This is a genomic window from Mesorhizobium sp. WSM4983 (genome assembly GCF_029625765.1).
Lineage (GTDB): Bacteria > Pseudomonadota > Alphaproteobacteria > Rhizobiales > Rhizobiaceae > Mesorhizobium.
In genome coordinates, this window is sequence record NZ_JARTVM010000001.1 from 1,229,536 (window position 1) to 1,253,821 (window position 24,286).

The following is a 24,286-nucleotide window of genomic DNA, read 5'->3' on the forward strand; positions in this document are numbered from 1 at the left end:
CAATCCGGACATCAGTCGCGACATCCGTCGGGACCTCAACCACGGCCGCCACCACCGCCGGCGCTGCTCACCCGGACGGCGATCAGTAAGGAGCACGTTTTTTGACCGCCACGGGCCGGCTGAATGCAACTACCCGGCAGCAGCTTCGTTTTATGCGATCTCAAACAGGCGGTAGCACCATGAAATCCTTTCGGACCGATAATCCCTTGGCGGCGGCGCCGACCGCGGACCTCTTCGTCGAGCCCGCCCGGCCTGTGTGCGAATGGCTAGGACGGTGAAAGAGCCTTGAGCAGATTCCTGCCCCTCACCATCCACTTCGTCAACGGCGGCACGATGATGGTGTCGTCGATCGCTGACGCCAAGAAGGCGCTTGGCCGGAAATGGAAGAGCAAGGACTCACCAGCCTATCGCAAGGCGGTTCGGCTGGTGGAAGACGCGACCAACGGGATTTGCCGGCCGGCAATCGCCTTTGCCGCCTTCAAGAAGGCGGCCGCCGAGCAGGGTCTGCTGGAGCATGCGGGTCCCAGTGCAGCGCTCAGCATGCTCGACCAACTTTCGTCCCGCAACGGCAAGGGCACGCCGAAGTAACGCTCGCGCACCTCGGCTCGTCGTCCCGGCTTCAAAAAATATTTCGCGGGAACATCGGTCGATCCCACCGGTTTTGTTTGGTCAAGAAAGTCGAACGAAGGAGACGTCGATGGCAAAGAAAAGTTCGTCCGGCGCGGCGAACGGCTTGGAAAGCCTGTTCGTGGATGGCCTGAAAGACCTTTATTATGCAGAGAAAAAGATCCTGAAGACGCTGCCTAAGATGGCCAAGGCGGCGCAGTCACAGGAAGTGGGCGCGGCCTTCGAAAAGCATCGCACCGAGACTGAAGCTCAGGTCGACCGGCTCGAGCAGGTTTTCGAAATGCTGGGCAAGCCGGCGCGCGGCAAGACGTGTCCCGCGATCGATGGCATCATTGAAGAGGGTTCGGAGATCCTCGAGGAATACAAGGACGAGCCGGCGCTCGACGCGGGCCTTGTGGCTGCCGCCCAGGCGGTCGAGCATTATGAAATAGCGCGCTACGGCACGCTGATTGCCTGGGCGGAGCAACTGGGCCTGAAAGACGCCCTCCCCTTGCTGCGCGACACCCTCAAGGAAGAATCCGCTACCGACGAGACACTTAGCAAGCTCGGCGAAAGCGGTGCGAACAAGCGGGCCATGCAGGCGGCCGCGTAAGGCGCCCGATAAACGCTTATTCGCATGCCAAAAGTCGACTTGGCGACGCGGCCCCGGTCTCTTTGACCGGGGCCGCGATTACGGGCCCGCCTCCTCGCGAAACGCTGCAAGTTTTTTCAGCGGAGCGGTCGCCTTCTTGGCGTCGCGCCCGCCTTCAGTTGATTTCTTGCCGGTGCCCAGCGCCAAGGACAGGATAAACGGCTGCATTTCGGTGCAGTTCATCCGGCACACTATCCTCAGGCTGGCTTGGCGGGAAATTTCGTCAGGGTGAAAGTCCGGAGTTCAACATTGGAAAAAGCATTCAATCGGCTCGCGGAGAATGTCGCCCATGCCGCGGGTCGTGCATGGGCCTTCGTCTTGTGCGTGGTTTCGGTGGTCCTCTGGGCCATTGCCGGCCCGGCCTTTCATTATTCCGAGACTTGGCAGCTGATCATCAACACCGCGACGACGATCGTTACTTTCCTGATGGTTTTCCTGATTCAAAATACCCAGAATCGCGACGGCGTGGCCATTCAGGCGAAGCTCGATGAGCTCATTCGCTCAGGCCGCGCAAAAAACGACTTCATCGGCATCGAGCATCTCACGGAAGCGGAGGCCCAAGAATTCATAACCAGGTGTGCCCAAACCAAGACCGCCAGCAAGGGGACGATCGCATCTCACGTCGAAAGCCGCCCTGCCTAAAACATATCCATCGAAAGTCGAAACCGGCTTCGGGACCAAGACGTGCGTGACAGGCTTTAGTCGCCACGATGCTTGTTGTGGCCGCTTTCCTGATTCTTGCCGCGAAGGATGTTGCGATCATCGGGGTCGACGAGGTCGGGCGTGTCGCTCCTGAGGTCCGAACCTTTCCGCCGCGCTTCGCGCTCCGCGGCCGGCTGCTTCAGCTCCGCCTTGGCGTCGAATTCCTTGGGCGCGTTCTTCGTGTTCTCACGTTCTTCCAGGATGCGCACTTGCTGGTCATGGGTTCTGCGTCCGCTCATCGGTTCCTCCTGTTCTTTCGTCGGTAACGGCAGTTGGACTCGATCGTTCCGAACATGCGCAAGAGCAACCCGTCTGATCCTCGTTGTAACCGCTCAGACGAAAGACGCGGCAACGCAAGCCCCGCCAGAGGAACATTGGCAGACGGCGGCCGTTCTCAGCTCGAAGGAGGCGGCTCATGAGTGCAACCAAGGAGTTCTTTCGAAGCTGGCTCGAGGAGAACGTCGGGAACTTGCCTGCCGACACACAAGTCAGCGTTCCGGTGCTTGTGCGACAGTTCGAGCAGGACGCCGACGCCGCGGGCTACGGGCACGAGGTTCGCGAGGAGGAAATCGGCAATATCGAAGATGCAATCGAACGGGCGCTCGACATGACGGCCGAGCAGGAGGACCCGACAGAATCAAATCATCGGAAAGAGACCTCGCTTGCCCCGGTCATTGAAGCTCTCGAGGAGTCGGAACCGGCACAGGCGGAAGACCATGAGGATCGGGACTGACCAACTGCCGCACGGGATAGCCGGAACAAAGAAACAGCTCGCCTGTTGGGCTGCTTGTGAACAGATCGGCACGTGATCCGCCGACGTGGCAGGCCAGATAGGTAAGTAAGCCAATGACGAAGCATTCTGCAAAGGACGATCCGTCCAAACTGGGATCGGACAGTGACCGGGCGAGCGAGCAAGGCACAAAGCGAACAGATAAGCGTCTGCCGCAGGAAGATCCTGTCGAGGGCGCGCGTGACACGGTGGAACGCGAGCTTGAACGGCAAGATCGACCGGTCGACGCTCAGGGAAGAGAGCGCGAACGCAGGGCTCTCCAGGAACAGGTCGATGAGGAGACGAAGCTGCCTCAGAAGGGCTCGGCCTGAAAGCTCCTTCTTTGGAAGCCAGCGCCTGGGTACATCCGCCGCTTCTCTCAACAGCGGCTTGTGCCATGGCTCCGTAGCAGCACGGGATCATGCCTGACATCGCCACGTTCAACGACGTGGTCCTCCTCCTTGCCGCGGCAGCGGCCGGGCTTGCCCTCTACAATGGCCTGCGGGCGCGGCGGGCGTTACGCGGCCGACGTTTTGGACGCTTCGTCGAAGTCGACGGAGCGCGGCTGCACCTGATCGAGGATGGCCAGGGCATGCCGCTGTTGTTGCTGCATGGCAACGGCTCTTCGGCCGAGGATTTCACGACAAGCGGCATCGTCGACAAAGCGGCCGCAGACTATCGTGTTCTGGCTTTCGACAGACCAGGCTTCGGCAGGAGCTCGCGCCCGATCGGCAGGATCTGGTCGGCCGCCGCGCAGGCCGATCTGATCGATGCCGCGGCCGCCAAACTCGGAATTGGACGCTATATTGTTCTTGGCCACTCTTGGGGTGCCGCCGTTGCGCTCGAGATGGCGCGACGGCGCCCTGGGCGCGTTGCCGGGGTCGTGCTTGTCTCCGGCTACCACTATCCATCGCCAAGGTTCGAACTCGCCCTGTCGGGGTTGCCGATCTTGCCTTTGATCGGAACGGCCTTCCGCCACACCTTGCTGCCGCCGCTGGTCAGGCTTGGCTGGGCTTGGTCAATGCGAAAGATATTTGGCCCGGCGGCGATCTCGGCGGCATTCACCGCAACGACGAGGGAGTTGGCGAGCCGCCCCTCGCAACTGCGGTCGATCGCGGCGGAGTCCTTCCTGATGTGGATCGCAGCGGCGTTTGTGACGCCTCGGCACAACGACATTTCCGTTCCTGTTGGGATAATCGCCGGCGCCGGCGATCAGCTTTTCGACGCGCCGGCCGAGGCGTTTCGGCTGCACGCGGATCTCGCAAACTCGGTAGTCGATATCGTCTCCGATGCCGGGCATATGGTGCACCTGACAGCCCCGCAGGCGGTGCTCGCCATGATCGACAAGATCGCCGCTCTTTCGACCACCGAGGACGCGCAGCGGAGCGACCGATGAGCGGCAGTGCCGTGCAACCGGCCTTCGACGGGGAACCTTCCGATCGGCGCCGCTTTATCTCCATGTTCGAAGCGGCAGCAGTGAGAGGAAGCATTGCGCAGCATTGCTCGGCGGAAACTGCCTTTACTGCAGGTGCTTGCGCTGACACTTGCTTCCTGCTCCTCGTCTGAAACCGTCGAACAGCAATCGAAGCGTGCCGCCTCGACCGCGCAGGCGGCGGTGCTGGTCACCGATGCCTGGCTCTCCGGCGCCGCGCCGTCCCACTACGCGTCCTCTGCCCTACAATCCTTCGCCGAGACGCTCGCCGATGCCGGCCGGCAAGTCGAATCGGCCTCGCCGTCCGATCCTACGACGCGAGACACGCTGAAGGCGGCGGTCAGCCGGCTGTCCACCGCGGCAAGCGGGGCCGACAGCGCGGTCGAGGCCGGACAGCAGGCGCAGGCCAGCCGGGCACGCAACGAGCTTCGCGCCGCGCAGGCGGATCTCGCCACGGCCTATCGCGGCTATTTCGCGCCACAACGATGAAGAAGCTGCTGGAAATTTCGCTTGGCGTCGTGACCAGCGTTGGTGGCTTCCTGGAGGTCGGTTCGATGGCGACAGCGGCGCAGGCAGGCGCCCTGTTCGGCTTCCAACTCATCTGGGCGATCGTGCTCGGCACCATCTGCATCATCTTCCTGGTCGAGATGGCCGGTCGCTTCGCCGCCGTGAGCCATCACACCATCGCCGACGGCATCCGCGAACGCTTCGGCTTCAATGCTTTCCTTTGGCCGCTGCTTGCAGTCCTGCTGGTCAATTTCCTGGTCCTCTCGGCAGAAATAGGCGGGGTTGCCATTGCTGCCGAGCTTGCCACCGGGATCAGCTTTCAATGGTGGGCATTGCCAGCGGCTTTCCTCGCATGGCTGCTGCTGTGGAAAGGCACGTTCGGCCTCATCGAGAAAGGCGTGTCGATGCTTGGCCTGATCACGCTCTGCTTCGTCGTCGCAGCGGTGATGCTAAAGGCTGAATGGAAACAGGTGGCTGCCGGTGCCGTGCCCAGCCTGCCGCAACACGATACGGCGAACTACTGGTTCATGGCCGTCAGCATCCTCGGTGCTTCCATCTCGCCCTACCTTTTCATGTTTTATTCCTCGGGCGCGGTCGAGGATCAATGGGACAAGAGCTATCTCGGCACCAATCGGGCGATTGCCGGTCTCGGCATGAGCTTCGGAGGAACGATCTCCGTGGCCGTGCTGATCGTGGCCGCGCTTGTGCTCGGCGCCCATGGCGTGAACCATGTGGACGACTACAACCAGCTCCCGCTGATGCTGATCTCGGTGTTCGGCTTCTGGGGCTTCGTCCTTTTCGTCGCATCGCTCGGCATCGCCTGTTTCGGAGCCGCTCTGGAAGTGGCGCTGCAGCAGGCTTATCTCGTCGCGCAAGGGTTCGGCTGGATCTGGGGCGAGGATCTCAAGCCGCGCGACGATCCCGGCTTCAGTCTCGTCTACACGCTCACGCTTTTTCTTGCAGCCGTTCCGATAGCGCTTGGTCTCGACCCGCTGAGGCTCACCATCTTCTCAATGGCGTTGACCGCCGCCAGTCTGCCGCTGACGGTCGTGCCGTTCCTCTTCCTGCTGAATGACGAGCGCTATGTCGGCCAACACCGCAACGGCGTCATCTCCAATGCCGCCGTGATCTTCGTCATCGCGCTCGGCTTCGTGCTGGCGGTGGTGACTATTCCCCTGCAGATATTCGGAGGCACCTGATGCAGCTGCTGCGCGATATCCTGGACAAGCAGGTCGTCGACCGCGAGCAGGTCAAGATCGGCAAGGTGGATGGACTGGTCGCCGAGCTGAGGCAGGGCAAGCCGCCGAGGGTCGTTGCGGTCGAGCTTGGCGCGATTGCGCTGGCCCGACGGCTTGGCGCTCGGCCTGGGCGATTAACGGCGCGGCTGGCCGCAAGGCTGAGCGGGAAGCAGCAGGCACGGCCGCATCGCATCGCTTGGACCAAGGTGCGCGACATCGGCGTCGACATCGAATTCGATATCGACGTGCGCAGGACCAAGATCTTGGCCTGGCAGAGCTGGCTGCGCGATCGCATCGTCGGCCGAATCCCGGGAGCCTGAGGATGGCAAATGTGAATCTCGAGCATCTGGCTGGCCGGCGCGTTCTCACGCAGGGCGGCAGGAGCATCGGCCATATCGAGGAGGTCATCGCCGAGCAGGACGGCGACGACCTCGTCGTCACCGAATTCCATGTCGGCATCTTCGCAGCTTTTGAACGCCTGTCGGCCTCGGCCATCGGCACCGCATTGCTCGACTTTTTCGCGCTGCGCTGCCGCGAGGGCCTCTACCGCATACCTTGGGACAAGCTCGATATCTCCGATCCGGCGCAGCCGCGGCTGCTCTGTTCGGATGACGAGCTTGCCGGCTTCGGAGGCGCCGATCGGGGTAAGTAGCTACTTACAAAAAATCCTGGTCGCGAAAGGGAACATCGCGGCCAGCGCGAAGTTGGAACAGGCAAGGAGGAGCCTGCGCCATGAACAGTGTCATCTATCTTATCGGTCTCATCGTGGTTGTGCTCGCGATACTCTCCTTTCTCGGCTTTCACTAGGAGGCGTCATGCAGCGCGAAAATAATCAGGGCCGCGAGCCGGCCGACTTCGCCAAGGCGAAGACCGAAGTTTCCGATCGAGTTAAGAAAGAAACCCAAAGCGCCGGCGAAGCGCTCCACGATGCCCGCGACGAGGTCGCTCGCAGGGCAGTCGACTATGCGTCGGAAGCACAGGAGGTCCTGTCGGAGAGGGCCGAGGAAACGCAGCGCGACATCGGATCGAGCCTGGCGGCATTCGGCGGCGCTCTGCGTGCGGCAAGCGACCATCTGGCAAACAGCGACCAGAGCTCGGCGTCGAATTTCATGCGGGATGCGGCAGGCGGACTGGAGAGGCTGTCCTCCTCGTTGAAGCAGAAGCCCTTCGGCGAGGTGCTTGAGGAAATTCAGAACTTCGGCCGCCAAAATCCCGGCACTCTGATCGCTGGTTCGGTGCTGGCAGGACTGGCGCTCGGACGGTTCATAAAGGCTTCTCCCCCGGAAACACGCCGCGCGGGGCAGAGCGCAGCGACGCCACGGAAGACTGGTAGGGAAACGAGCAGGCAGACTGGTGCGCAGGCGAGCGAGCCATGGGATGACGCGACGACCAATTGGGGCGTCGACGGCGGCGCTCCCAGGAAGGCAGCGGAGCTAAAGAAATGAACACTCAAGACAACCAAAGCCTCGGCACTCTGGTCGCCGATCTGGCACAGCAGGTGAGCACGCTGGTGCAAACGGAGGCCAGACTCCTGCGGGCGGAGCTATCCGAGAGCGTGACTAAAGCGGAGGCCGGCGCCGTCGGGGTTCTGGGCGGCGCGGTATGTCTTCTCGCCGCGCTGATAGTGCTGCTGCAAGCGCTCGTCATTGCCCTGACCCGCCTCGGCCTGGGCGCCGGCTGGTCCGCCTTGCTCGTCGGAGTGGTCGTTGCCGTGCTGGGTGTCATCCTCCTGCGGACCGGCATGGTGAGCATGTCGCCCTCCGAGCTCGCGCCGGACCGTACGCAGGAGCAACTGAAGCGTGACGCGAACGTAATCAAGGAACAAGCGAGATGAGCGACAAATCCGCAGCCGAACTCGAACGCGAAGCCGAGGCCACGCGAGCAAGGGTGGTAGCGACCGCCGAGTCCATTCGAGGCAAGATGACGCCCGGCCAGCTCTTCGATGAGTTCACCGGTATTTTCAGCGGCGGCGCAGGCTCCGACATGCTCCACAACCTGAAGGCTCAGGTGCGAGACAATCCTCTGCCACTGACTGTAATCGGCGCCGGTCTGGCCTGGCTGATGCTGGGCAGCGGCGCTTCCGCCGCAACCGCCGCGCCCGGCTACGCGACCCGTCGCGGTTCCGACGGGCATGACGGCACACCCACGGCGGGAACCGGAGCCATGACTTCGGACACCTATGCCTCTGTCGGCGACATGGCCAGCGGTGCGGCCGGCACTGTCTCGGGAATGGCCAGCAGTGCGGCCGGCACCATGTCTGACATGGCCAGCAGCGCAGCCGGCAGCGTATCTGGCATGGCAAGCGGCGCGGCGGAGACGCTGACGAACTCGGCGACAGCCACCGCCGACATGGCGACGAGGGCCACTCGTTCCGCGCAGCAGTTGATGGAGGATCAGCCTCTGGCAGTTGCTGCTGTCGGTCTCGCGATCGGAGCGGCGATCGGCGCGATGCTGCCCCACACGCAACTCGAAGACGAGCGGCTCGGCGGCTATCGCGAACAGCTTCGCGAAAGGGCCGAGGACGCGCTCGAGAAGGGCGTCGACCAGGTGAAGCAGGTTGCAGCCGAAGCCTACCAGGCGGCCAGCGAGGAAGCAGGACGGCAGGCGTCGAGTGAAGGCACGCTCGCTGACAAGGTCAGCGATGTCGTCAAGTCCGCTGCCGACAAAGCCGATCAGGCGGTGCACCGGAGGCTGTCCGATACCGAACCGTCGACAACGAACAAGTCCTGATCTGAACAGACCGGATCGGTTTGCAATCGCGTTCGAGGACCATTTCGGGTCGGGCACGTCTGGTGAACCATTCGAGCCCGACCCGTTGGATGGCTGTGGGTAGAAGCCGCGCCACAGGCTCGGGCGCGCCATCGCGGCTCTCTCGCCGGAGCGAGCCATTTTAGCTTTTTGGGGATGGCTCCGCGAAACTTCCCCTGCAGACAGCGTAAATCCTCGCCAAGATTCCTGCAGCATCGCCACCAACGCACACCGACTGCATTGGACGTTGATCCCATTTGTTCGGTGAATAACTGGCGGCGCCCAGTCTCTGCACGGTCATACCTGCCGCCGGGCCGTCCTCCAATACGACGATCGAACCGGATCGGGTGGCGAATAAGTGCGGGTCGGTCAGGTAGACTGCGGCGCTGCAGTCGTGCACAAGCATACCCGCTTCGCCCCATTGCAGGTAGAAGTCGATGTAGCCTTGGGACAGTGCGGCTACCATTTGCATGGCGGCATCGGCACCTTCCGAGGCCGCGGCGAGATCCTGTCGCGTCATCACCGTTCGATTTGTGAGATTGAGCGGAACCGCGGTCACTTTCCACGAGGCTGCAAACACTCGATCGGCTGCCTTCGGATCTGCATAGATATTGGCCTCGGCAACGGGCGACACATTGCCAGGGACTTCGAACGCGCCACCCATGACGACGACGTCCTGCACCAGATCTGCTATCGCCGGATCGGCCTCCAGTGCCCGCGCCAAGTTGGTCAGGCCTCCGACAGCAAGCAACCGCACCTGACGCGGATTCTGCCGGACGGTATCGACGATGAATCGCGCGGCAGTGTCCTTCTCCTCCCGCGCTTCCTGGGCAATAGGATAATCCCCCAGCCCGTTCGCGCCATGAACATGGACAGGATAGGGGTGCGGCGCCCCGGACCAGTTTAGCGGAACGGAAGCACCGGCGTGAACGGGCGCTTTGATCCCCCAAGCCTCGGCGAGGAATCTGGCATTGCGCGTTGTAACCGATATCGATGCGTTGCCGAAGACAGTTGTGATGCCGAGCAGTTCGATGTTCGGATGACGGTGCAGGTAAAGCAGCGCGAGGGCATCATCTACGCCAGGATCGGTATCAAAAAGAATTCTCTGCTTTGTCATGTCTCTATGGTCACGCTCTTTCCCACACTGCCGCCAATTATCTTAGCCAGCCTTCTTCGAGAGGCGAGGCCGACAGAATCGTGGCTCCGAGTGTCACCACCGAAGGGTATCGTGAATATGTCGCCGGGTGACGCGCTTGGCGCGTTTCTCGTCGGCGCGCCGGTCTCCTCGCCGCCCGGTGGGGACCGCGAGGCCGACATCGCTGTCCTCAAAGGGCGCTGCGGTCCGCCCAAAAGATGACACGGCGCTCCCTACCTCAGCGGAGGAGCCCGTTGCGCTCGAAGTCTTCCCAGCCGCGCAGGTTGGAGTGGACTGCCTCGCTTTGGCTGTCGTCGGTTGCGGCCGCGCCGCGGCTCTTTTGCGAGCGCTTGAGCGCCGCCTTTGCAGCGGCTCGGCGTCGGTTCTCGGCGGCTCTCGCAGCGTCTTCCTCGCGCCAGACCGCTACAAGGTCACGGTCGAGCACATCCTCGATCAGGCGCGGATCAAAAACGTGGAAGGTGATCTTCCTCGCGCGGCCACGCAGTTTCACCGTCCGCGTCCCGGCGCTCTGCAAGCGGCCGGCCTTGAGCCAGCGGTGACGCTCGCCCGCCGAGATCGTCAGAATGTCCTCGACCTCGCGAGGCATGACGGGCAGGTCTTCGATGTCCTGCATGGCTTTGGACACGATCGCCGATGCGGCCTCAACATTGGCATGGGAGCCCTCCGGCAGACGCAAGGTAAGCACCCGGGACTCGCTATGGAGCAGGCTTCTCAAGTCCGTCGGAAGGCGAGCGCGCATTTCAAGAAAAATGCCCCTCGCCCGCACCGACGATCCAAGCGTCGCCGCCGGGGATAGCGGCCACTCTGCAACCAGCCGTGCAGTCGAATCGATTTTTCTGCTCGCGGGCATCCCTTTAAGTAGGAGTCCTGCCCTGCGAACTCAACGCGAAGCGAGCCTGCACCGGTCTGCAGCAACCGCTGTTGCATCGGGCAGGATCGCCGGACAAGACGCTCGTTCGGCACTCTGGACAGCGGTGAAATGGAGCGAATTGCCAAATAGCGAGTTAGGCTGCCTAGACGGGAGAGACAACAATGAATCCCAAAGCCGCTCCAGAGGACCAGGGCTACGCCACTCCGACCACGCCGGCAGCGGAAGGGCTCGCCCCTGCCCTGGCGCGGAACATCGAGGCACTGGTCGAGAGGCGGAAGCGCGATGCCAAGGCAGCATCGCTGGAGCAGCGCGCGGCGGCGGCAATCAGCAGGTTTGCCGGCAGCATGATGTTCGTCTACATCCACCTCGTCTTCTTTGGCGCCTGGATCGGCCTAAATTTCGGGATCGTGAACTTTATAAAACCCTGGGATCCTTCTCTGGTTATTCTGGCCATGTTCGCCTCGGTCGAGGCGATCTTTCTCTCAACGTTCGTACTGATCAACCAGAACCGCATGGCCGCCCAGGATGATGCGCGGGCAGACCTCGATCTGCAGGTGAGCCTGCTCAACGAGCATGAGACGACCAAGCTCATCAAACTGGTCGAGGAGATCGCGAAGCGCCTGGATGTTCCGACGGAAGCAGACAATGAGTTGAAGGAGCTGAAGCGCGACGTGGCGCCTGAAGCGGTCTTGGACAAGATTAAGGAGGCAACGGGTCAAGCGACGGTCGACTGACCGATCCGTATCCAGGGGACGCCCGCAGAAGCTGCTGATCTTGAGGCCTATCACGCACTCCATGCTCCCGCCGGGCGCCGCCATCATCCCGCCTGCGCAAATAGCTGGGAGACGCCCGAACGCCATTTGCCAGAGCTGGTTTATACCGCATGGGGAAGTCTTGGCGGACGCGCTCGGACTGAGTGTGCCCCATCTCAATCGCGCAATTCAGCATTGCGTGTCGAACAGCTCATCACCAGCAACTCGCGCGTCCTACATCTGACTGACCTCGCGGGCCTGCAAGGACTCGCTCAGTACGAGCCGATGGCTCTTACCCCAATCCCAATTCTGAAGCATCAGATCGACGCCCCGAGCGCGTCATTGGGCGTGACTCACCAATGGATTTATTACAGCCGCACAGGCATACTATGGATCGGGCGCGCAGTGGTTGAAAATGATTGCGCCGCGTTATGTTATTTACAGGCTGCGCCGGTCCCTGTCGCTATCGTTTATGGCGTTGGCATCCGGCTGGAAACGACTGCGAAAAAGGAGGCAGCTCTGGTCCCACAAGAACGGGACATCCTTTGCGTCATTGATTTTGCGATTTGAGACCGGCGACGGGCCCATCATTTGCCCGCTTGCCGAACAGGGAGGAAAGCAATGGACGGAGAAACGCGTTCCCAATCAAGGCGAAAGTTTCTGAAGACGAGTGGACTTGTCGCTGGGCTAACGGCGACGGCGGTCACCGCGCCCTGGGTTCGAAGGGCCGGAGCCGCAGACGCAATCACCTGGAAAATCCAAACCTCGTGGCCGGCGGGTGTCGGACTTGAAACCTTCCAAAACTGGTGTGGCACCATCAAGGAAAAAACCGGAGGCCAACTCGAATTTCAGCCGTTCAAGGCAAAGGATATCGTTGGTGACTTCGAACTCCTCGACGGGGTGAAGAACGGCGTTCTGGAAGCGATGAACTCGTTTTCACTTTATTGGGCCGGCAAGCTTCCCGCTACGGCGTTCCTGTCCTCTTACACGTTGGGGCTACGCTATCCGCACGAATGGGATATCTTTTTCTATTCAAAAGGTGGTCTGCAGGCCGCGCGCGACCTTTATGCGAAACAAGGCCTTTACTACGTCAACCGCATTCATCACGGCCCGAACATCATCCACTCAAAGACACCGATCCGCTCAATCGAAGATTTTAGGGATCTGAAACTGCGCGTACCGGGCGGCATGATCGCCGAAACCTTCGCGAAAGCCGGTGCCAAGACGACGTTGCTGCCGGGCGGCGAGGTGTTCTCCGCGCTGGAAAAGGGCACGATCGATGCCGCCGACTACACCGGTCCGGCCGTAAACTGGGCCCTCGGTTTCCAGCAGGTGACCAAGTACATTTCCATGGGTCCAGCCGGTCTGATGTCCGTATACCAGCCCGTCGACCTGATGGACTTTGCCGTCAACATGAATGTCTGGAACCAACTCCCGGACAACCTCAAGAAGTTCGTGGAAGACGAGATCCAAGTCTATTCCAATGCCCATTTCGGCTCGATCCAGAAAGCCGACATGGAGGCTTGGCAAAAATTCCTGGATGCCGGCATTGAAATCAATCGGCTTGGACCGGAGGACCTCCAGAAGTTCCAGGAAATCGCGGTGCCCATCTGGTTCGAGTGGGCCAACAAGGACAAGGACGCAGCGCGCATCTTCAAGTTGCAGCTCGAGGTCATGGAGAACCCGACAGTCGGTTATGTCACTCCGGACATGTACCAGGGGCTGACCATCAACCTGTGAACCCTCTTTTCGCCCGTCCTGAGCCGGACGGGCGCTCGCTCCTGCAGCAGGCGTTCGCCGATGCCTTCCCTAACATTTGTGCTGCCGCACTGGCTCTACTGGTTAACCCTCGCGGTCTTTCCGCTGGCCGCCGTTCACTTTGTCCATCGAGAACGGGCACAGCGTGATCCCGGCCGTCCAAACCTGTTTCTTGCCTATCTGTTCCTGGTCACAGCCGGGTTCCTCGGCATGCACCGCTTCTATCTGAAGAGCAGGTGGGGATTCATTTTTATCCCGTTCTTCATCGCGGTACTTTGGACAAGCACCCAGGTGCGCGATGGACGCGAGGCAGTTTCACTCGCGCGATCCCAGAGCGAGCACGCCGAGAGACTGTTGCCGCGTGCCAAGGCAGATACGGCAGCCAACAAGCAGGGGGCTGCCGATCGACTTGCAAAAGCTGAGGCTGAGGCCGCGGCGGCGCGCAACAATCTGACGGCGGCCGTTCACGGGCTCGAGTGGGACAGCAGCATCAGCCGGATTGCGGGACTTCTGCTCGGTCTCATTATTGTCGGCGACGCCCTTCTCATACCCGGTCTTGTGCGGCGCGCCCGCGCCCGTGAGACTGGGCGCGCCGCAACCCACCATGAGATCGTCGTCGATGTGCCCGCGACGCCCGTCAAACAGCCTCTTGCGCCATTTAGGCCGGTCGACTGGCTTGTAAGAGTGACAGGCGAGTTCGTCGCCTATTGGTCGGTCCTCGCGGTCATGGCGTACTATTACGAGGTGGTCGCCCGCTTCGTTTTCAACTCCCCGACCAACTGGGTGCACGAGAGCATGTTTCTGATGTTCGGTATGCAATACATGCTGGCTGGGGCCTATGCCTATCGCGATGAGACCCATGTCAGGGTCGACATCGTGTACAGCCACCTCTCCGAACGTGGCCGGGCGATCTGCGATATCATCACCTCGGCATTCTTTTTCCTGTTCGTGGGTACAATGCTCGTTGCCGGCTGGCGTTTTGCCAGCGACGCGATGGCGGTGGGCGAGAGTTCTTTCACCGAGTGGGGTATTCAATATTGGCCGGTGAAGCTGGCGATTCCTGTTGGCGCCGCGCTGCTGCTGCTTCAAGGCGTGTCTCGCCTGATGCGTGACATCGCGACCGCAACAAGAAGGCTCCGCTAAGCCATGGGTCTCGAGCTTCCAATCCTGTGGCTGAGCATCCTCATGTTCGGCGGACTGGGCGTTCTTTTATTGCTCGGGCTGCCAATGGCCTTCTGCACGGGCAGCCTCGCCATTCTCTTCCTCTTCTTATTCGGTAATGCGGCCATGCTGAACATGCTGCCGTCGCGGATTTTTCCCTTCATGACGGATTATCAGCTCTCGGCGGTGCCGCTTTTTATCTTCATGGCCGCGATCCTTCAGAAAGCGGGCATCATCGAGGAGCTGTTTGACGTCGTCTATAAATGGCTGGGTGGGCTGAAAGGCGGACTTGCCTCGGCCACCATAATCTCGTGCACCCTGCTCGCAGCAATGGTTGGGGTCGTCGGTGCGACGGAAGTGACAATGGGCATGATCGCTCTGCCAGCGATGCTCCGCCGCAACTACGACGCAAAGCTCGCCTGCGGCTCGCTGCTCGCCGGAGGAACGCTTGGCATCCTCATACCGCCTTCGGTGATGGCGATCGTCTACGCCGTCGTCGCGCAACAGTCGTTAGGCGAGCTTTTGATCGGGTCGGTATTCCCAGGGCTGCTGCTGTCGGGGATGTATGTCGTCTACGTCACGGCGCGCTGCTACATCAACCCCAAGCTCGGCCCGGCTTTGCCGCCGAGCGAGCGCATCGGCTTTGGGCAGAAGCTGAGGCTTCTGCGCCGCACGTTCATGCCCATTCTGCTCATCCTGCTTGTGCTCGGGGTCATCTTCCTTGGCATAGCAACGCCTGTTGAAGCCGCCGGCATCGGCACATTCGGTGCTTTCATCGTCTGCGCCGCCCATCGCCGCCTGACCTGGGACACGATCCGGGAAGCCGGCGTGGCGACCCTCAAGGCGACTGCGATGGTGATGTGGATATTCTTCGGAGCCACCATGTTCGTCGGCTTCTTCATCCTGAAGGGCGGGCAGAACTTCGTCGCCGAATCCATTCTCGGAACTGGATTCGCGCCTTACGGCATTCTTGTTCTGATGATGATCATCCTGTTCGTCCTGGGCATGTTTCTGGACTGGGTGGGCATTCTCCTTCTCACCGTACCGATATTTCTGCCCATCCTTAAGTCCCTCGAATTCGGCGGTACGTTCGGCTTAGCCGGTGTGGCTCCTGAAGACGTGCCGCTGTGGTATGGCGTCATTTTCATGGTCAACATGCAGATGGCGTTCCTGAGCCCACCGTTCGGCTATTCACTGTTTTATTTGAAGAGTGTCGCGCCACCGGAGATATCGATGGCGACGATCTTCCGATCCGCCGTTCCCTTCTTATTCCTGCAGGCAATCGGAGTAGGGTTGTGCATCGTGTTCCCCTCGATCGTCATTTGGCTGCCGAAGCTCATGTACGGAGGCGGTTGACCGCACACGTCTTTGGCGGTTCGACGCCGACTCAACAATCGAAGGTTCAGCGCTTCAGAGGCGCCGCTCGCCTGCAGAAGCTGCTGATCTTGAGGCCTGTCCGCGCACTCCATGCTCCTGCCGGGCGCCATCATCCCGCCCACGCAAATAGCTGGGAGACGAGACATCCCGCTTTGGATTGCGTATCTTGACGTTCAGCTTTTCCTGGGCCTGCCGTCTGGTCGACTTGGTGTTTGGACAAACTGAAGAGCGACAGAGTTGTACGGCCCCAATGTATGGGCGGTCAGCGGGGACTTCGCCGGCTTCGTGTCCTCACCTGCAACGCAAAGCAGTTTAGCATCCGAGGATAGCGCTATGTCGATCGGCACGGGGGTCAGGTTGGCCGCCAGCACGCGGATCGTGTTGCCGCGACGAAAGGCAATTGCTGCCACGCCTGGCCAATCACTCGAAATCCGATAGCGTTCGACGCCGGCGGCCTCAGCGATTTGGGCATGGACGGCTTGCAAAGGTCGTCGGGAGCCGTCCTCGTTCAAGAGACCGAAGGGGCCAGTCGGTGCTGCCAATATCAACCGCGCAGCGGCTGTCTCAGCGGCCCGGGCCGCGACGCCGACGGCAAAGGCGGCACCGAACAATGCCCGCTGACGCGGGTCGGTGCCGGCGGCGGGCACCCGGTTATTTCGGGGATTGGCTGCGACCGCCTCCCCATAGGGATTGTGCCGCAAGCCGATCGTGCAAGGCCCAAGCCAGATCGGCTTTCCGGGACACAATTGGCGTGCTGTCTCCATGACTGCAGGATAAACGGTCAGGGTTTCCATGACCGACTGCTCATCGGCGGCATGCACGATGGCGCTGTTGCCGAAGAAGACGAAATCCGCATTGCCGGTCGGCGGGTTGCGGTTGAATTCGGTGAATAGGGAGGGCGTACCAGCCCCAATCGGGCAAGCGAGACCGACAGCCCGCAATGCCTGCACGATCTCGTCAATCGGTCGCTCACCGTTGGGCAAATGGTGTGAGGGGCGTGTCTTGAATTCGCGCCGTGGTGAAACCAGAATGGCGCTCGGTTCGACGCCCGCCAAGCGAACCATGAGGGCCTGGGCCTCGGCCCCGGGGTGGATCGCATCAAAGATCGCCTCGACCGCCAGCCGGGCGCCAAGCGCGCTCGCAAGCTCGGCTGCCTTTTCCAGCACGCGTTGATCATGCCCGCGCGCGCTGTCGAAGCGCAGTATGATCTCCGGCACCGGGCCAAGCGAAGCCGCGCCGGCGATGGCTGCCGGCAGTTGGTCGGGATCGACGAACAGCGCTATCGACGGGATCCGCCCGGCAGGTCCGCCAAGGGTCAGGGTTGCTGGACTGCTGATAGCCGGTCCAGGCGCCGATGTCTCGGCGCGCACGGAAACCGTGACGCGCTGTATGTCCTTCACACCTTTGCCGATGACATAAGGTCGGGGCTTTGAGAGCGGCCGCACATAAGTCTTGAACGAGGCGTCCGTCCAGTTGCGCTGGTCCTCCATCTCGAAGGCATCGCCTTCCATGGCGACGGCGCAGACCAGGCCGGGTGCTGGCTCGTGCGTCAGCGCTGAAATGTCGAAGGCAGGCTGGTCCGGGCTGATCAATTTGGGAAATGTCGTCTCCTCGATGCTTCCGTCGCTATGCCGGATGGTCAACCTTTTGCCCGCCGCCTCTGAAGGATGAAGCACCACGAAACCGGTGCGGTTGGTGGGAAAATCGGTGAGCGCCACGCCATCCGCTTGCAAGGTCAGCTCGCCCGAAGCGTCGCCACGAATCTTCATGCGATAGGCGAAACGTCCCTGCGGGCCGGCGCAGAGTCCGTCATAGCGAAGCTCGAACGACGTGCCGTCCTCGGAAATGCGCATGTTGGACAGTTCGGCCTTGTAAGTCCCCCAGGACGCATCGCGCGCAAGATAGTTGATCGCCCGAACCACCTCCACGCCGGCAAAACAGATCGTCCGCAGATTGCCGTCCTCGAGAACGGCGGTCAGCGGTCCGGCGGCAAGAAGCCTCCGTTGCGGAAGCGGCTCGTCGGTGCCGTAAAGCGCAAGGAGATCGGCATTGGCGGTCATGCCACCGCCTGCTTGGAATTCTCGTCCACCCGGTAGGTGACGACAGTCTTGCGGCTCACCATGTCACGCGTGCTGGCATCGAAGCTCAGATAGTGAGCCGAAGCGAGGTGCAGGTCGAAGGCAGCCCGATCGCGATAGATCTCGTACAGGAATATCTGGGACGGCTTTTGCGTGCCTAACGGGGTCAGCACATCGAAGCGCAGACATCCCGGCTCGAGTTCCACCGACAGAGACGCGTTCTCCGAAACGAGCCGGTAGAATTCGGGAAAGGTCCCTTCGACAAGATCGAAGACGACGGTGAGGGCAAAGGCCGCTTCGGCAGGCGAAATGCTCATGGCCGCTCTCCGCCATTGGCTAAGCCAGGGTTCCAACGCTTAGGTTCGACCGCGCGCCGTTCGCCGGCGGCGCGATAGGCGGCATCGACCAACGCGTATGTCGTGAGATTGTCCTCACCGCTGGTTTCGGGCGGAACGCCGCGCTGCAGGCTGTCGAGGAAATGGCCGCATGCACCGATCACGCCTTGCTGGGCGACATGCCAGGGATAAGCGGTCCAGGACAGGAGCGGCGAGCTTGCGTCTTCGGTCCACGTCGCGCCATCGCTGGTCACCGTCATGCTGCAACCGGCTTCGAGCGAAATGGCCCCCCTCGGACCTTCGATGACGAGCAGCGTTTCAGGGAAATGATCCGGCAATCGGCGCGACTCGTAGGTGCATTCCACGACCGACACCGCGCCGCTTTGATGCCTGAGCAGCATGGTCGCCGTGTCCTCGGCGCGGATGCGTGGATTGCGCTTCTGTGTTTCGCAGGAGATGTGCTCGACCTCGCCGAGGAAGAAGCGGGACAGGTCCAGCATGTGGATACCGACATCGGCAATCGCGAGCTGCTCCTCGTCATAGAAATAGGGCTGGGTCTTGTAGACGTCGAAGCCGGTCCTGAAGCGTATCCTTGCCCAGCTCGGTGTTCCGATCGCGCCGCTGTCGATTACCTTGCGGACGGCGCGCATCGGCGCCTGAAACCGAAAGTTCTCATGCACGGCAAGCCACGCATTTGCCTTCTGCGCAGCTTCGACGATCGCGATGCAATCTTCCCATGTCGATGCGAAGGGCTTCTGCACGATTGTGGCCAGGCCGCGCGCGAGCGCCATTTCCGCCAACGGCCGGTGCGTGTCGTGGCGTGTCACGATATCGGCCACGTCGAGGCGCTCGGCCTCGAGCATCTTTGCGGCGTCCGAATAATACGGCACACGGAATGTCTCGCCGGCCGCGCGCGCCTTGGCGGCATCCACGTCGCAGACGGCGGCAAGCTGGGCGCCCTTTTCGGCGAGGTCGCTCCAGGAATGCAAATGGTTCTGCGCGAAGAAGCCGCAGCCGATCACGCCGATGCGCAGGGACCGGTCCATGCCCTCTATCCGGCCACGATGGGGGTTCTAAGCACACCGATGCCGGCGGCCTCGATTTCCACGACGTCGCCAGCCTTCATGAATATCTGCGGCTTCTGGAAGGCGCCGACGCCCGCCGGCGTTCCGGTCGAGACGAGGTCGCCTGGTTCCAGCGGCACGTAGTGCGAAAGGAAGGATATCAGCCGCGGCAGCGAGAACAGCCAGTCCGAGGTGCTGCCGTTCTGCAAAAGCTTGCCGTTCAGCCTTGTCTTGAGCGCCACGTCGTCCGGCCTGGTCAGTTCATCAGTGGTGACGATGCATGGGCCGATCGGTGCGAAGCCCGCGAAATTCTTGCCGATGGTGATCTGGTTGTCCTTGAATTGGACGTCGCGGGCCGAGATGTCGTTGAGCAGCGTATAGCCGAAGATCGCCGGCATCACGTCCGCCTCGGAAGCCTTGTGCAGAGGTTTGCCGATCACGGCCGTGAATTCGACCTCATAATCCATCTGCTCCGTCCGGACCGGCTTTTCGACCCGCGCATCGGGCCCGACCACCGATGACGGCAGCTTGGCGAAGAAGAACGGCTCGGTCGGCATCTTGGCATTCGGGTTTTCCTCGGCATGACCTTTGTAGTTGATGCCGGAGCAGAGCACTTTGCCGGGACGAATAGGCGCTTCGAGGATAATATCGGCAAGCGCATAGCGCGGCGCTTTGGCAAGTCCCGCGCGGACTTTCTCCAGCGCCGCCCCGCCGCCTTGCACGACCTCGAGCACCGACGCTGCCAGTCCTGCTTCGGTCAGGCAGGCGACCTGCTCGCCGTCCAGAATGCCGGCGTGCTGGCGATGCCCGGCCTGCTTGTGAGAGAAAGCGACGAATTTCATGCGGCCTCCGGGATGAAGACGGCCTTGTGCAGGGCCATCGGATTGTCAGCGAGTGTTTTGAAGACGGTGGGCGCCTCAGACAGCGCAAAGCTGCTGGCGATTTTGGGGTAATGAATCTTGCCCCACGCAAGCAGGTCGAGGGCCTCGGGAAAGCAATCGACGGAAGCGCGCGAACCGAGGATGGTGACCTCCTTGCGGGTGAAATCCAGCCCGGGCAGCGTGACGCCTTGTCCTTTCTTGACGAGACCGAGAATGACGACGCGGCCGCCCGCGGCAACCAGATCGATGGTCTGCTCCATCGCCGGCGCCGCCCCCGTAGCCTCCAGCACCACGGGCATGCCTTCGCCGTTCGTGATTTCCGTCACCCGTTCAAGCAGCCCTTCACCGCCAAGCACAGGGATTGCGCCCAGATCGGCGGCGGTGGACAGCCGCTCCGCCGACAGATCCGTGGCATAGACCTTCGCGCCATGGGCCCGCGCGACCTCGACGATCGCCAGCCCGATCGGACCCGCGCCAAGGACGAGGACCGTGTCCTCGCCCGTGACCATGCCGCGCCGGCAGCCCTGCACGCCGATCGCGACGGGCTCGGCGAACGCCGCCTCAAAGTCGGAGAGCCCCTCCGGCACGACGTTCAGATTGCCCGCGGGCGCGGTGACGAATTCAGCGAAGCCGCCTTCGCGATGCACCCCGATGATGGTGAGATTGGCGCAGCAATTGCGTTTGCCGATCCGACAGGGATAGCAATGGCCGCAACCGATGAAGGGGTCGACGACGACACGCGTCCCGACCTTCGGACCGGCCGCTCCTGGCCCGTAAGCCTCGACCCTGCCGGCGATTTCGTGACAGCCGATCCGAGGATAAGTCACATAGGGGTTCCTGCCGGTATAGATATAGAGATCACCGGCGCAAAGGCCCGCAGCCCTGACGCGCACCAGCACTTCGCCCGGCCCAGGAACGGGCTTCGGCGCATCGGTGATGCGGATCGACTGCGGTTGGTCGAAAATGGCGGCCCGCATCATGCCGCCTTCGCGGGGCGCACGACCCTGCCATCGGCATCGAACTCGATCCAGTCGCCGGCCCGCAGCAGATAGGGATCGGCAATGGCCTCGCCGCGAGCCCTGGCCGCGCCGTGATGTTCCATGTAAGCGGCGACGTCCTTGTCGCCATCGAGCGTGATGTAGTGGCACGGCAGGACAGTCTCGAGTCCGAGCCACTGGGTCGCCAGCACACCTTCATAGGGACTCATCTCGCCCGTCAACATTTCTCCCGGCATCGGATTGAGATGCAGGATCTCCTGCGGATTGGCGATGCCGATGCAGCCGACATTGGGTTTATAGAGTTCGCCCTGCAGTTTCAGGTCGGAGAAAATGGCGGTATCGCCATAGTGATAGAAGCGCAGCCCGTCGGCATAGACGATGAAGGCCATCGGCACGCCGGAGATGAAGGAGTTGTCCTTCAGCCTGATCTGCGACCAGTGATGGCACTCCAGCGGCTGGATCTCAATGCCGGCCACCTTGACCCGGATGCCCCAGGTCGTCGCGCGGATCTGGCTGGCCGGGATTCCCCGATCCATCAGCCAGGCCTTCACCTCGCCGCCGCAGACAACCGGACAGCCGTAGGTCGCGGCGATCTTGTCGGTGTCGCCGAGATGATCGAACGCCGCATGGCTGACGATCACCAGATCGACATGGTCGAAGTCGGTGGATTTGGTCGCGGCTCCAGGATTTTGGTCGAGGAACGGGTCGCAAAGGATGCGCGGCCCGTTGCTCGTCACGATCTCGTAGGCGGCCACGCCGTGGAAGCGGATGCGGGTGGTGGGTTGAAGCGTCATCTTCAGTTCGTCTTTCTCGTGTCGATTGTGAGCGGCAGGCGAGCGAGCCCGCGCCGGTCGCCGCGTGTCTTCCAGCGAAGCTCTTGCTCCGATCCCGGTGCGAGCCTCGCGCCGGTCTCGATCAGCGTTTCGAGCGTCACCGCCATTTCCATGCGCGCCACGCCCGCGCCGGCGCACAGATGCGGGCCGGCTCCGAAGGTGAGATGCTTGTTGGGACTGCGATCGAGGCGCATCTCGTCCGGCGCATCGAATACCGACGGGTCCCGGTTCGCCGCGCCGAAACCAAGGGCCACAATGTCGCCCCGCCTTATATCGCGACCGTGCAGGCACAGATCATGCGAGGCATTGCGGCCGAAAATCTCGATCGGCGAGGAATGGCGCAGGAACTCCTCCACCGCGGTCGGAACAAGCTCCGGTTCGCTTGCAAGCCGATCCAGCGCCTCCGGATGCCCGGCCAGCCAGTGCAGCATGACCGAAAGGGCGTCCGCCGTGGTCTCGAAACCCGCGCCGAACATGACGCTCATGAACGAGCGGATCTGAATGTCGTCGAGCCTTTCGCCGTCAATCTCGGCCGCTATCAGCATGCTGACGAAATCGCCCGTAGGCTTGGCGCGTCGCGCGGCAATGAGGGTCTCGATATAGGTGTTAAGTTCGCGGCTTGCCGCCGCTCCAGCGCTCGGGTCCTTCACGTTGAACATGCTGGTGATCCAGCCGACCCACTTGTCCGAGTCTTGCAGCGGCACGTCGGTGAAGGCCGCGAGCGACGTGATCGCAACCGGCACGCAGAATTCGGCAACGGCCTCGGCCTTTCCCGCAGCGATCATCTTTTCGAAGAGCGACCGGGCCAGCATTTTTACGCGAGGTGTGATCGCGGCAATTCGCTGCGGCGCGAAGACCGGGTTGACCAGGGCGCGATAACGCGAATGCCGGGGCGGATCGATTTCGATCGGCAGTTGAGGTTCGGTCCGCGGCGTGATCACGGGAATGGCCGTCACGCCGGGAACGCTGGACGTGTAGTCGCGCCAATTGATTGCGGCGCTCCGTACATCGTCGTATCGGCTCAGCAACCAAAAGCCCCCGTATTTGTTCGAGCGTGCTACCGGACATTTCCGGCGCAAATGCTCGAAAGCCGCGAATGGATCGGCAACGAACGCCGGATCGTGGATGTCCACCTCGTCCGGGATGCTCGGTTCGTCCGTTGTCACCATTGCGGCCATGGGCGCGACTTCTGGGTTGGCTGGCTTCGATGTTGCCTCCGGCGGCCAAGGAATGAACCGCCAGAGGCGAGAGGGCAGAGCCCTCAGGGTGGTGGTCGATTACTTGACGCCGAGCGCGGCCGTCACCTTGTCGACATTGTCCTTGGTGACGAGCAGCACGCCGGTGTCGAGCGTGTCCGGAACCGGGCGACCACCGTCGCTGGCGCCGAGGCCGGCAGACTTCAGTCCGTTGTGGTTGTAGTCGTGCAGGATCTTGACCGCGTAGTAGATGAACAGTTCGCGGTTCTGCACCACTATGCCGTCGACCCAGCCTTCCTTCGCGGTCTTGAAGAAGTCCGGCGTCTGCTCCATCGCCGTCACCTTGATGTCGCCCGGATTCTTGCCGGCCTCACGCAACGCGGTCACGATGCCGGCGCCCGACTCCGAATCGAAGCCCGCTAAGCCGGCGATGTCAGGATGGGCAGCGAGGATCGCGGCCGTCACCTGCGCCGCCTTCTGCGCATCGCCGCCGTCGTCCTCGTTGGAGACGATGTTGTATTTGCCGCCGCCATTGGCCTCGATATAGGCCTTGAAGCCGGCGACTGCCTCCCGCATGTTACCAGCGTTGATGATCGACATCATAGCGAGCTTGCCGCCATTGGGCAGCTTCTCCATCATCTTCTTGGCCTGAGCGACACCGACCTGCGTCCAGTTCGTGCCGATATAGGCGAGACGACCGGAGTCCGGCAGGTCGCCGTCATCGACGACGGTGGGGACGCCCTGCTCCAGGCACTTCTTGACCGATTCCGTCAGCGACGGATCCCAGCCGCCCACCACGGACACGCCGTTCGGCTTCTGGGCGCAGACCTGATCGACCGCGGCGATGAAGCCTGGCAGGTCGAAATCAGTCGGGCCGGCCACAACCACCTTGACGCCGAGCTCCTCGGCGATCTTCTTCATGCCGACATAGTCGTATTGCACGAAGAGCGGCAGGTTGGCCTTGTTGGAAATCCAGTAATAGGTTTCCTTCGCGTCGGCCGGGCCGAAAGACGATTCCTGCGCGCGCGCCGGTGCCGTCACGGCTGCCGCGAGCGCCGTTATCCCCAAGGCGACCAATGTCGATTTCAGCATGAAGCGCATTCCCGTTTCCTCCTGATTGGGTTCTGTTCCCAGTTTTTGCAGTCCACCGGCCTTGCCGGATTCCCCTCGGT

General features: G+C 61.9%; 30 protein-coding genes. 18 read left to right on the forward strand and 12 right to left on the reverse strand.

Features of this window, described 5'->3' with window-relative positions:
• The first annotated feature begins 285 nt into the window (after positions 1-285).
• Positions 286-588 carry a DUF982 domain-containing protein gene (locus P9254_RS06010; protein WP_066994825.1) on the forward strand — a complete coding sequence of 101 codons (303 nt, stop codon included), beginning with the start codon at positions 286-288 and terminating at the stop codon, positions 586-588.
• Positions 589-697: 109 nt separating this feature from the next.
• Positions 698-1,219 (forward strand): YciE/YciF ferroxidase family protein, encoded by a 522-nt coding sequence (locus P9254_RS06015; protein WP_066994822.1) that lies wholly within the window; start codon positions 698-700, stop codon positions 1,217-1,219.
• A 78-nt stretch (positions 1,220-1,297) separates the two neighbouring features.
• Here P9254_RS06015 and P9254_RS06020 read toward each other — a convergent pair whose 3' ends face one another.
• Positions 1,298-1,441 carry a hypothetical protein gene (locus P9254_RS06020; protein WP_176477763.1) on the reverse strand — a complete coding sequence of 48 codons (144 nt, stop codon included), beginning with the start codon at positions 1,439-1,441 and terminating at the stop codon, positions 1,298-1,300.
• 66 nt (positions 1,442-1,507) lie between these two features.
• On the opposite strand from P9254_RS06020, the gene P9254_RS06025 reads away from it, so the two are divergent.
• On the forward strand, positions 1,508-1,900 hold the full coding sequence (locus tag P9254_RS06025) for a low affinity iron permease family protein (RefSeq protein WP_095802613.1): 393 nt from the start codon (positions 1,508-1,510) through the stop codon (positions 1,898-1,900).
• A 56-nt stretch (positions 1,901-1,956) separates the two neighbouring features.
• Here P9254_RS06025 and P9254_RS06030 read toward each other — a convergent pair whose 3' ends face one another.
• A complete protein-coding gene (locus P9254_RS06030; RefSeq protein WP_095802614.1) occupies positions 1,957-2,199 on the reverse strand; it encodes a hypothetical protein in 243 nt (80 codons plus the stop codon).
• 176 nt (positions 2,200-2,375) lie between these two features.
• Here P9254_RS06030 and P9254_RS06035 point away from each other — a divergent pair, with 176 nt between their 5' ends.
• From P9254_RS06035 to P9254_RS06080, 10 genes are all read left to right on the forward strand, one after another.
• On the forward strand, positions 2,376-2,693 hold the full coding sequence (locus tag P9254_RS06035; RefSeq protein WP_095802615.1) for a hypothetical protein: 318 nt from the start codon (positions 2,376-2,378) through the stop codon (positions 2,691-2,693).
• Between the two features lie 113 nt (positions 2,694-2,806).
• Entirely contained in the window at positions 2,807-3,061 is a 255-nt protein-coding gene (locus tag P9254_RS06040) for a hypothetical protein (protein WP_095827611.1), read from the forward strand.
• An 89-nt stretch (positions 3,062-3,150) separates the two neighbouring features.
• The gene (locus tag P9254_RS06045) at positions 3,151-4,125 is read left to right on the forward strand and encodes an alpha/beta fold hydrolase (RefSeq protein WP_095827612.1); all 975 of its coding nucleotides are present in this window, start codon (positions 3,151-3,153) and stop codon (positions 4,123-4,125) included.
• Positions 4,126-4,218: 93 nt separating this feature from the next.
• Entirely contained in the window at positions 4,219-4,650 is a 432-nt protein-coding gene (locus P9254_RS06050) for a hypothetical protein (RefSeq protein ID WP_278054380.1), read from the forward strand.
• Positions 4,647-5,867, forward strand: coding sequence for an NRAMP family divalent metal transporter (locus tag P9254_RS06055; protein WP_278054381.1), 1,221 nt, complete (start codon positions 4,647-4,649; stop codon positions 5,865-5,867). The genes P9254_RS06050 and P9254_RS06055 overlap by 4 nt, the downstream gene beginning before the upstream one ends.
• Positions 5,867-6,226 (forward strand): hypothetical protein, encoded by a 360-nt coding sequence (locus tag P9254_RS06060; RefSeq protein ID WP_067320534.1) that lies wholly within the window; start codon positions 5,867-5,869, stop codon positions 6,224-6,226. Before P9254_RS06055 ends, P9254_RS06060 begins: the two co-directional genes overlap by 1 nt.
• 2 nt (positions 6,227-6,228) lie before the next feature.
• On the forward strand, positions 6,229-6,558 hold the full coding sequence (locus tag P9254_RS06065; protein WP_095827615.1) for a hypothetical protein: 330 nt from the start codon (positions 6,229-6,231) through the stop codon (positions 6,556-6,558).
• Positions 6,524-7,351: a hypothetical protein gene (locus tag P9254_RS06070; protein ID WP_245322510.1), complete on the forward strand. Its 828-nt coding sequence runs from the start codon at positions 6,524-6,526 to the stop codon at positions 7,349-7,351. Before P9254_RS06065 ends, P9254_RS06070 begins: the two co-directional genes overlap by 35 nt.
• Positions 7,348-7,740 (forward strand): phage holin family protein, encoded by a 393-nt coding sequence (locus tag P9254_RS06075; protein WP_278054384.1) that lies wholly within the window; start codon positions 7,348-7,350, stop codon positions 7,738-7,740. Before P9254_RS06070 ends, P9254_RS06075 begins: the two co-directional genes overlap by 4 nt.
• A complete protein-coding gene (locus P9254_RS06080) occupies positions 7,737-8,636 on the forward strand; it encodes a hypothetical protein (protein WP_278054386.1) in 900 nt (299 codons plus the stop codon). Before P9254_RS06075 ends, P9254_RS06080 begins: the two co-directional genes overlap by 4 nt.
• A 160-nt stretch (positions 8,637-8,796) precedes the next feature.
• On the opposite strand, the gene P9254_RS06085 is transcribed toward P9254_RS06080, so the two are convergent.
• Positions 8,797-9,771 carry a nucleoside hydrolase gene (locus P9254_RS06085; protein ID WP_095826172.1) on the reverse strand — a complete coding sequence of 325 codons (975 nt, stop codon included), beginning with the start codon at positions 9,769-9,771 and terminating at the stop codon, positions 8,797-8,799.
• A gap of 256 nt (positions 9,772-10,027) precedes the next feature.
• Entirely contained in the window at positions 10,028-10,660 is a 633-nt protein-coding gene (locus tag P9254_RS06090; RefSeq protein ID WP_095826171.1) for a hypothetical protein, read from the reverse strand.
• A gap of 182 nt (positions 10,661-10,842) precedes the next feature.
• On the opposite strand from P9254_RS06090, the gene P9254_RS06095 reads away from it, so the two are divergent.
• The 5 genes from P9254_RS06095 (at position 10,843) to P9254_RS06115 (ending at position 15,708) form a co-directional block, all read left to right on the forward strand.
• Positions 10,843-11,415: a DUF1003 domain-containing protein gene (locus P9254_RS06095; protein WP_095827618.1), complete on the forward strand. Its 573-nt coding sequence runs from the start codon at positions 10,843-10,845 to the stop codon at positions 11,413-11,415.
• A 213-nt stretch (positions 11,416-11,628) separates the two neighbouring features.
• A complete protein-coding gene (locus P9254_RS06100; RefSeq protein WP_127323781.1) occupies positions 11,629-12,003 on the forward strand; it encodes a hypothetical protein in 375 nt (124 codons plus the stop codon).
• A gap of 51 nt (positions 12,004-12,054) precedes the next feature.
• Positions 12,055-13,173, forward strand: a complete 1,119-nt coding sequence (gene dctP, locus P9254_RS06105; protein ID WP_066994776.1) for a TRAP transporter substrate-binding protein DctP — start codon at positions 12,055-12,057, stop codon at positions 13,171-13,173.
• A 60-nt stretch (positions 13,174-13,233) separates the two neighbouring features.
• Positions 13,234-14,334 carry a TRAP transporter small permease subunit gene (locus tag P9254_RS06110; RefSeq protein ID WP_067320504.1) on the forward strand — a complete coding sequence of 367 codons (1,101 nt, stop codon included), beginning with the start codon at positions 13,234-13,236 and terminating at the stop codon, positions 14,332-14,334.
• A 3-nt stretch (positions 14,335-14,337) separates the two neighbouring features.
• Positions 14,338-15,708: a TRAP transporter large permease gene (locus P9254_RS06115; protein WP_278054389.1), complete on the forward strand. Its 1,371-nt coding sequence runs from the start codon at positions 14,338-14,340 to the stop codon at positions 15,706-15,708.
• A 194-nt stretch (positions 15,709-15,902) separates the two neighbouring features.
• Here P9254_RS06115 and P9254_RS06120 read toward each other — a convergent pair whose 3' ends face one another.
• The 8 genes from P9254_RS06120 to P9254_RS06155 all read right to left on the reverse strand — a co-directional run bounded on the left by P9254_RS06120 (position 15,903) and on the right by P9254_RS06155 (position 24,215).
• The gene (locus tag P9254_RS06120) at positions 15,903-17,447 is read right to left on the reverse strand and encodes a hypothetical protein (RefSeq protein WP_278054390.1); all 1,545 of its coding nucleotides are present in this window, start codon (positions 17,445-17,447) and stop codon (positions 15,903-15,905) included.
• 338 nt (positions 17,448-17,785) lie between these two features.
• Complete coding sequence (locus tag P9254_RS06125) at positions 17,786-18,124, reverse strand: putative quinol monooxygenase (RefSeq protein WP_278053405.1); 339 nt, start codon at positions 18,122-18,124, stop codon at positions 17,786-17,788.
• A complete protein-coding gene (locus P9254_RS06130; protein WP_278054391.1) occupies positions 18,121-19,188 on the reverse strand; it encodes a Gfo/Idh/MocA family protein in 1,068 nt (355 codons plus the stop codon). The genes P9254_RS06125 and P9254_RS06130 overlap by 4 nt, the downstream gene beginning before the upstream one ends.
• A 5-nt stretch (positions 19,189-19,193) precedes the next feature.
• Entirely contained in the window at positions 19,194-20,048 is an 855-nt protein-coding gene (locus P9254_RS06135; protein ID WP_278054392.1) for a fumarylacetoacetate hydrolase family protein, read from the reverse strand.
• Positions 20,045-20,986: a zinc-binding dehydrogenase gene (locus tag P9254_RS06140; RefSeq protein ID WP_278103873.1), complete on the reverse strand. Its 942-nt coding sequence runs from the start codon at positions 20,984-20,986 to the stop codon at positions 20,045-20,047. Before P9254_RS06140 ends, P9254_RS06135 begins: the two co-directional genes overlap by 4 nt.
• Positions 20,987-21,063: 77 nt before the next feature.
• Entirely contained in the window at positions 21,064-21,879 is an 816-nt protein-coding gene (locus P9254_RS06145; RefSeq protein ID WP_278054395.1) for an MBL fold metallo-hydrolase, read from the reverse strand.
• A 2-nt stretch (positions 21,880-21,881) separates the two neighbouring features.
• The gene (locus P9254_RS06150) at positions 21,882-23,096 is read right to left on the reverse strand and encodes a cytochrome P450 (RefSeq protein ID WP_278054396.1); all 1,215 of its coding nucleotides are present in this window, start codon (positions 23,094-23,096) and stop codon (positions 21,882-21,884) included.
• A gap of 99 nt (positions 23,097-23,195) precedes the next feature.
• Entirely contained in the window at positions 23,196-24,215 is a 1,020-nt protein-coding gene (locus P9254_RS06155; protein WP_278054398.1) for a substrate-binding domain-containing protein, read from the reverse strand.
• Between the last annotated feature and the right edge of the window lie 71 nt (positions 24,216-24,286).

Bases quoted from the DNA above. Each gene is read 5' to 3' on its own strand.
- P9254_RS06015 (WP_066994822.1), top strand. From the start codon at position 698: ATGGCAAAGAAAAGTTCGTCCGGCGCGGCGAACGGCTTGGAAAGCCTG.
- P9254_RS06020 (WP_176477763.1), bottom strand. From the start codon at position 1,441: ATGAACTGCACCGAAATGCAGCCGTTTATCCTGTCCTTGGCGCTGGGC.
- P9254_RS06030 (WP_095802614.1), bottom strand. From the start codon at position 2,199: ATGAGCGGACGCAGAACCCATGACCAGCAAGTGCGCATCCTGGAAGAA.
- P9254_RS06035 (WP_095802615.1), top strand. From the start codon at position 2,376: ATGAGTGCAACCAAGGAGTTCTTTCGAAGCTGGCTCGAGGAGAACGTC.
- P9254_RS06040 (WP_095827611.1), top strand. From the start codon at position 2,807: ATGACGAAGCATTCTGCAAAGGACGATCCGTCCAAACTGGGATCGGAC.
- P9254_RS06045 (WP_095827612.1), top strand. From the start codon at position 3,151: ATGCCTGACATCGCCACGTTCAACGACGTGGTCCTCCTCCTTGCCGCG.
- P9254_RS06055 (WP_278054381.1), top strand. From the start codon at position 4,647: ATGAAGAAGCTGCTGGAAATTTCGCTTGGCGTCGTGACCAGCGTTGGT.
- P9254_RS06060 (WP_067320534.1), top strand. From the start codon at position 5,867: ATGCAGCTGCTGCGCGATATCCTGGACAAGCAGGTCGTCGACCGCGAG.
- P9254_RS06065 (WP_095827615.1), top strand. From the start codon at position 6,229: ATGGCAAATGTGAATCTCGAGCATCTGGCTGGCCGGCGCGTTCTCACG.
- P9254_RS06075 (WP_278054384.1), top strand. From the start codon at position 7,348: ATGAACACTCAAGACAACCAAAGCCTCGGCACTCTGGTCGCCGATCTG.
- P9254_RS06080 (WP_278054386.1), top strand. From the start codon at position 7,737: ATGAGCGACAAATCCGCAGCCGAACTCGAACGCGAAGCCGAGGCCACG.
- P9254_RS06085 (WP_095826172.1), bottom strand. From the start codon at position 9,771: ATGACAAAGCAGAGAATTCTTTTTGATACCGATCCTGGCGTAGATGAT.
- P9254_RS06090 (WP_095826171.1), bottom strand. From the start codon at position 10,660: ATGCCCGCGAGCAGAAAAATCGATTCGACTGCACGGCTGGTTGCAGAG.
- P9254_RS06095 (WP_095827618.1), top strand. From the start codon at position 10,843: ATGAATCCCAAAGCCGCTCCAGAGGACCAGGGCTACGCCACTCCGACC.
- dctP (WP_066994776.1), top strand. From the start codon at position 12,055: ATGGACGGAGAAACGCGTTCCCAATCAAGGCGAAAGTTTCTGAAGACG.
- P9254_RS06110 (WP_067320504.1), top strand. From the start codon at position 13,234: ATGCCTTCCCTAACATTTGTGCTGCCGCACTGGCTCTACTGGTTAACC.
- P9254_RS06115 (WP_278054389.1), top strand. From the start codon at position 14,338: ATGGGTCTCGAGCTTCCAATCCTGTGGCTGAGCATCCTCATGTTCGGC.
- P9254_RS06125 (WP_278053405.1), bottom strand. From the start codon at position 18,124: ATGAGCATTTCGCCTGCCGAAGCGGCCTTTGCCCTCACCGTCGTCTTC.
- P9254_RS06130 (WP_278054391.1), bottom strand. From the start codon at position 19,188: ATGGACCGGTCCCTGCGCATCGGCGTGATCGGCTGCGGCTTCTTCGCG.
- P9254_RS06135 (WP_278054392.1), bottom strand. From the start codon at position 20,048: ATGAAATTCGTCGCTTTCTCTCACAAGCAGGCCGGGCATCGCCAGCAC.
- P9254_RS06145 (WP_278054395.1), bottom strand. From the start codon at position 21,879: ATGACGCTTCAACCCACCACCCGCATCCGCTTCCACGGCGTGGCCGCC.
- P9254_RS06150 (WP_278054396.1), bottom strand. From the start codon at position 23,096: ATGGCCGCAATGGTGACAACGGACGAACCGAGCATCCCGGACGAGGTG.
- P9254_RS06155 (WP_278054398.1), bottom strand. From the start codon at position 24,215: ATGCGCTTCATGCTGAAATCGACATTGGTCGCCTTGGGGATAACGGCG.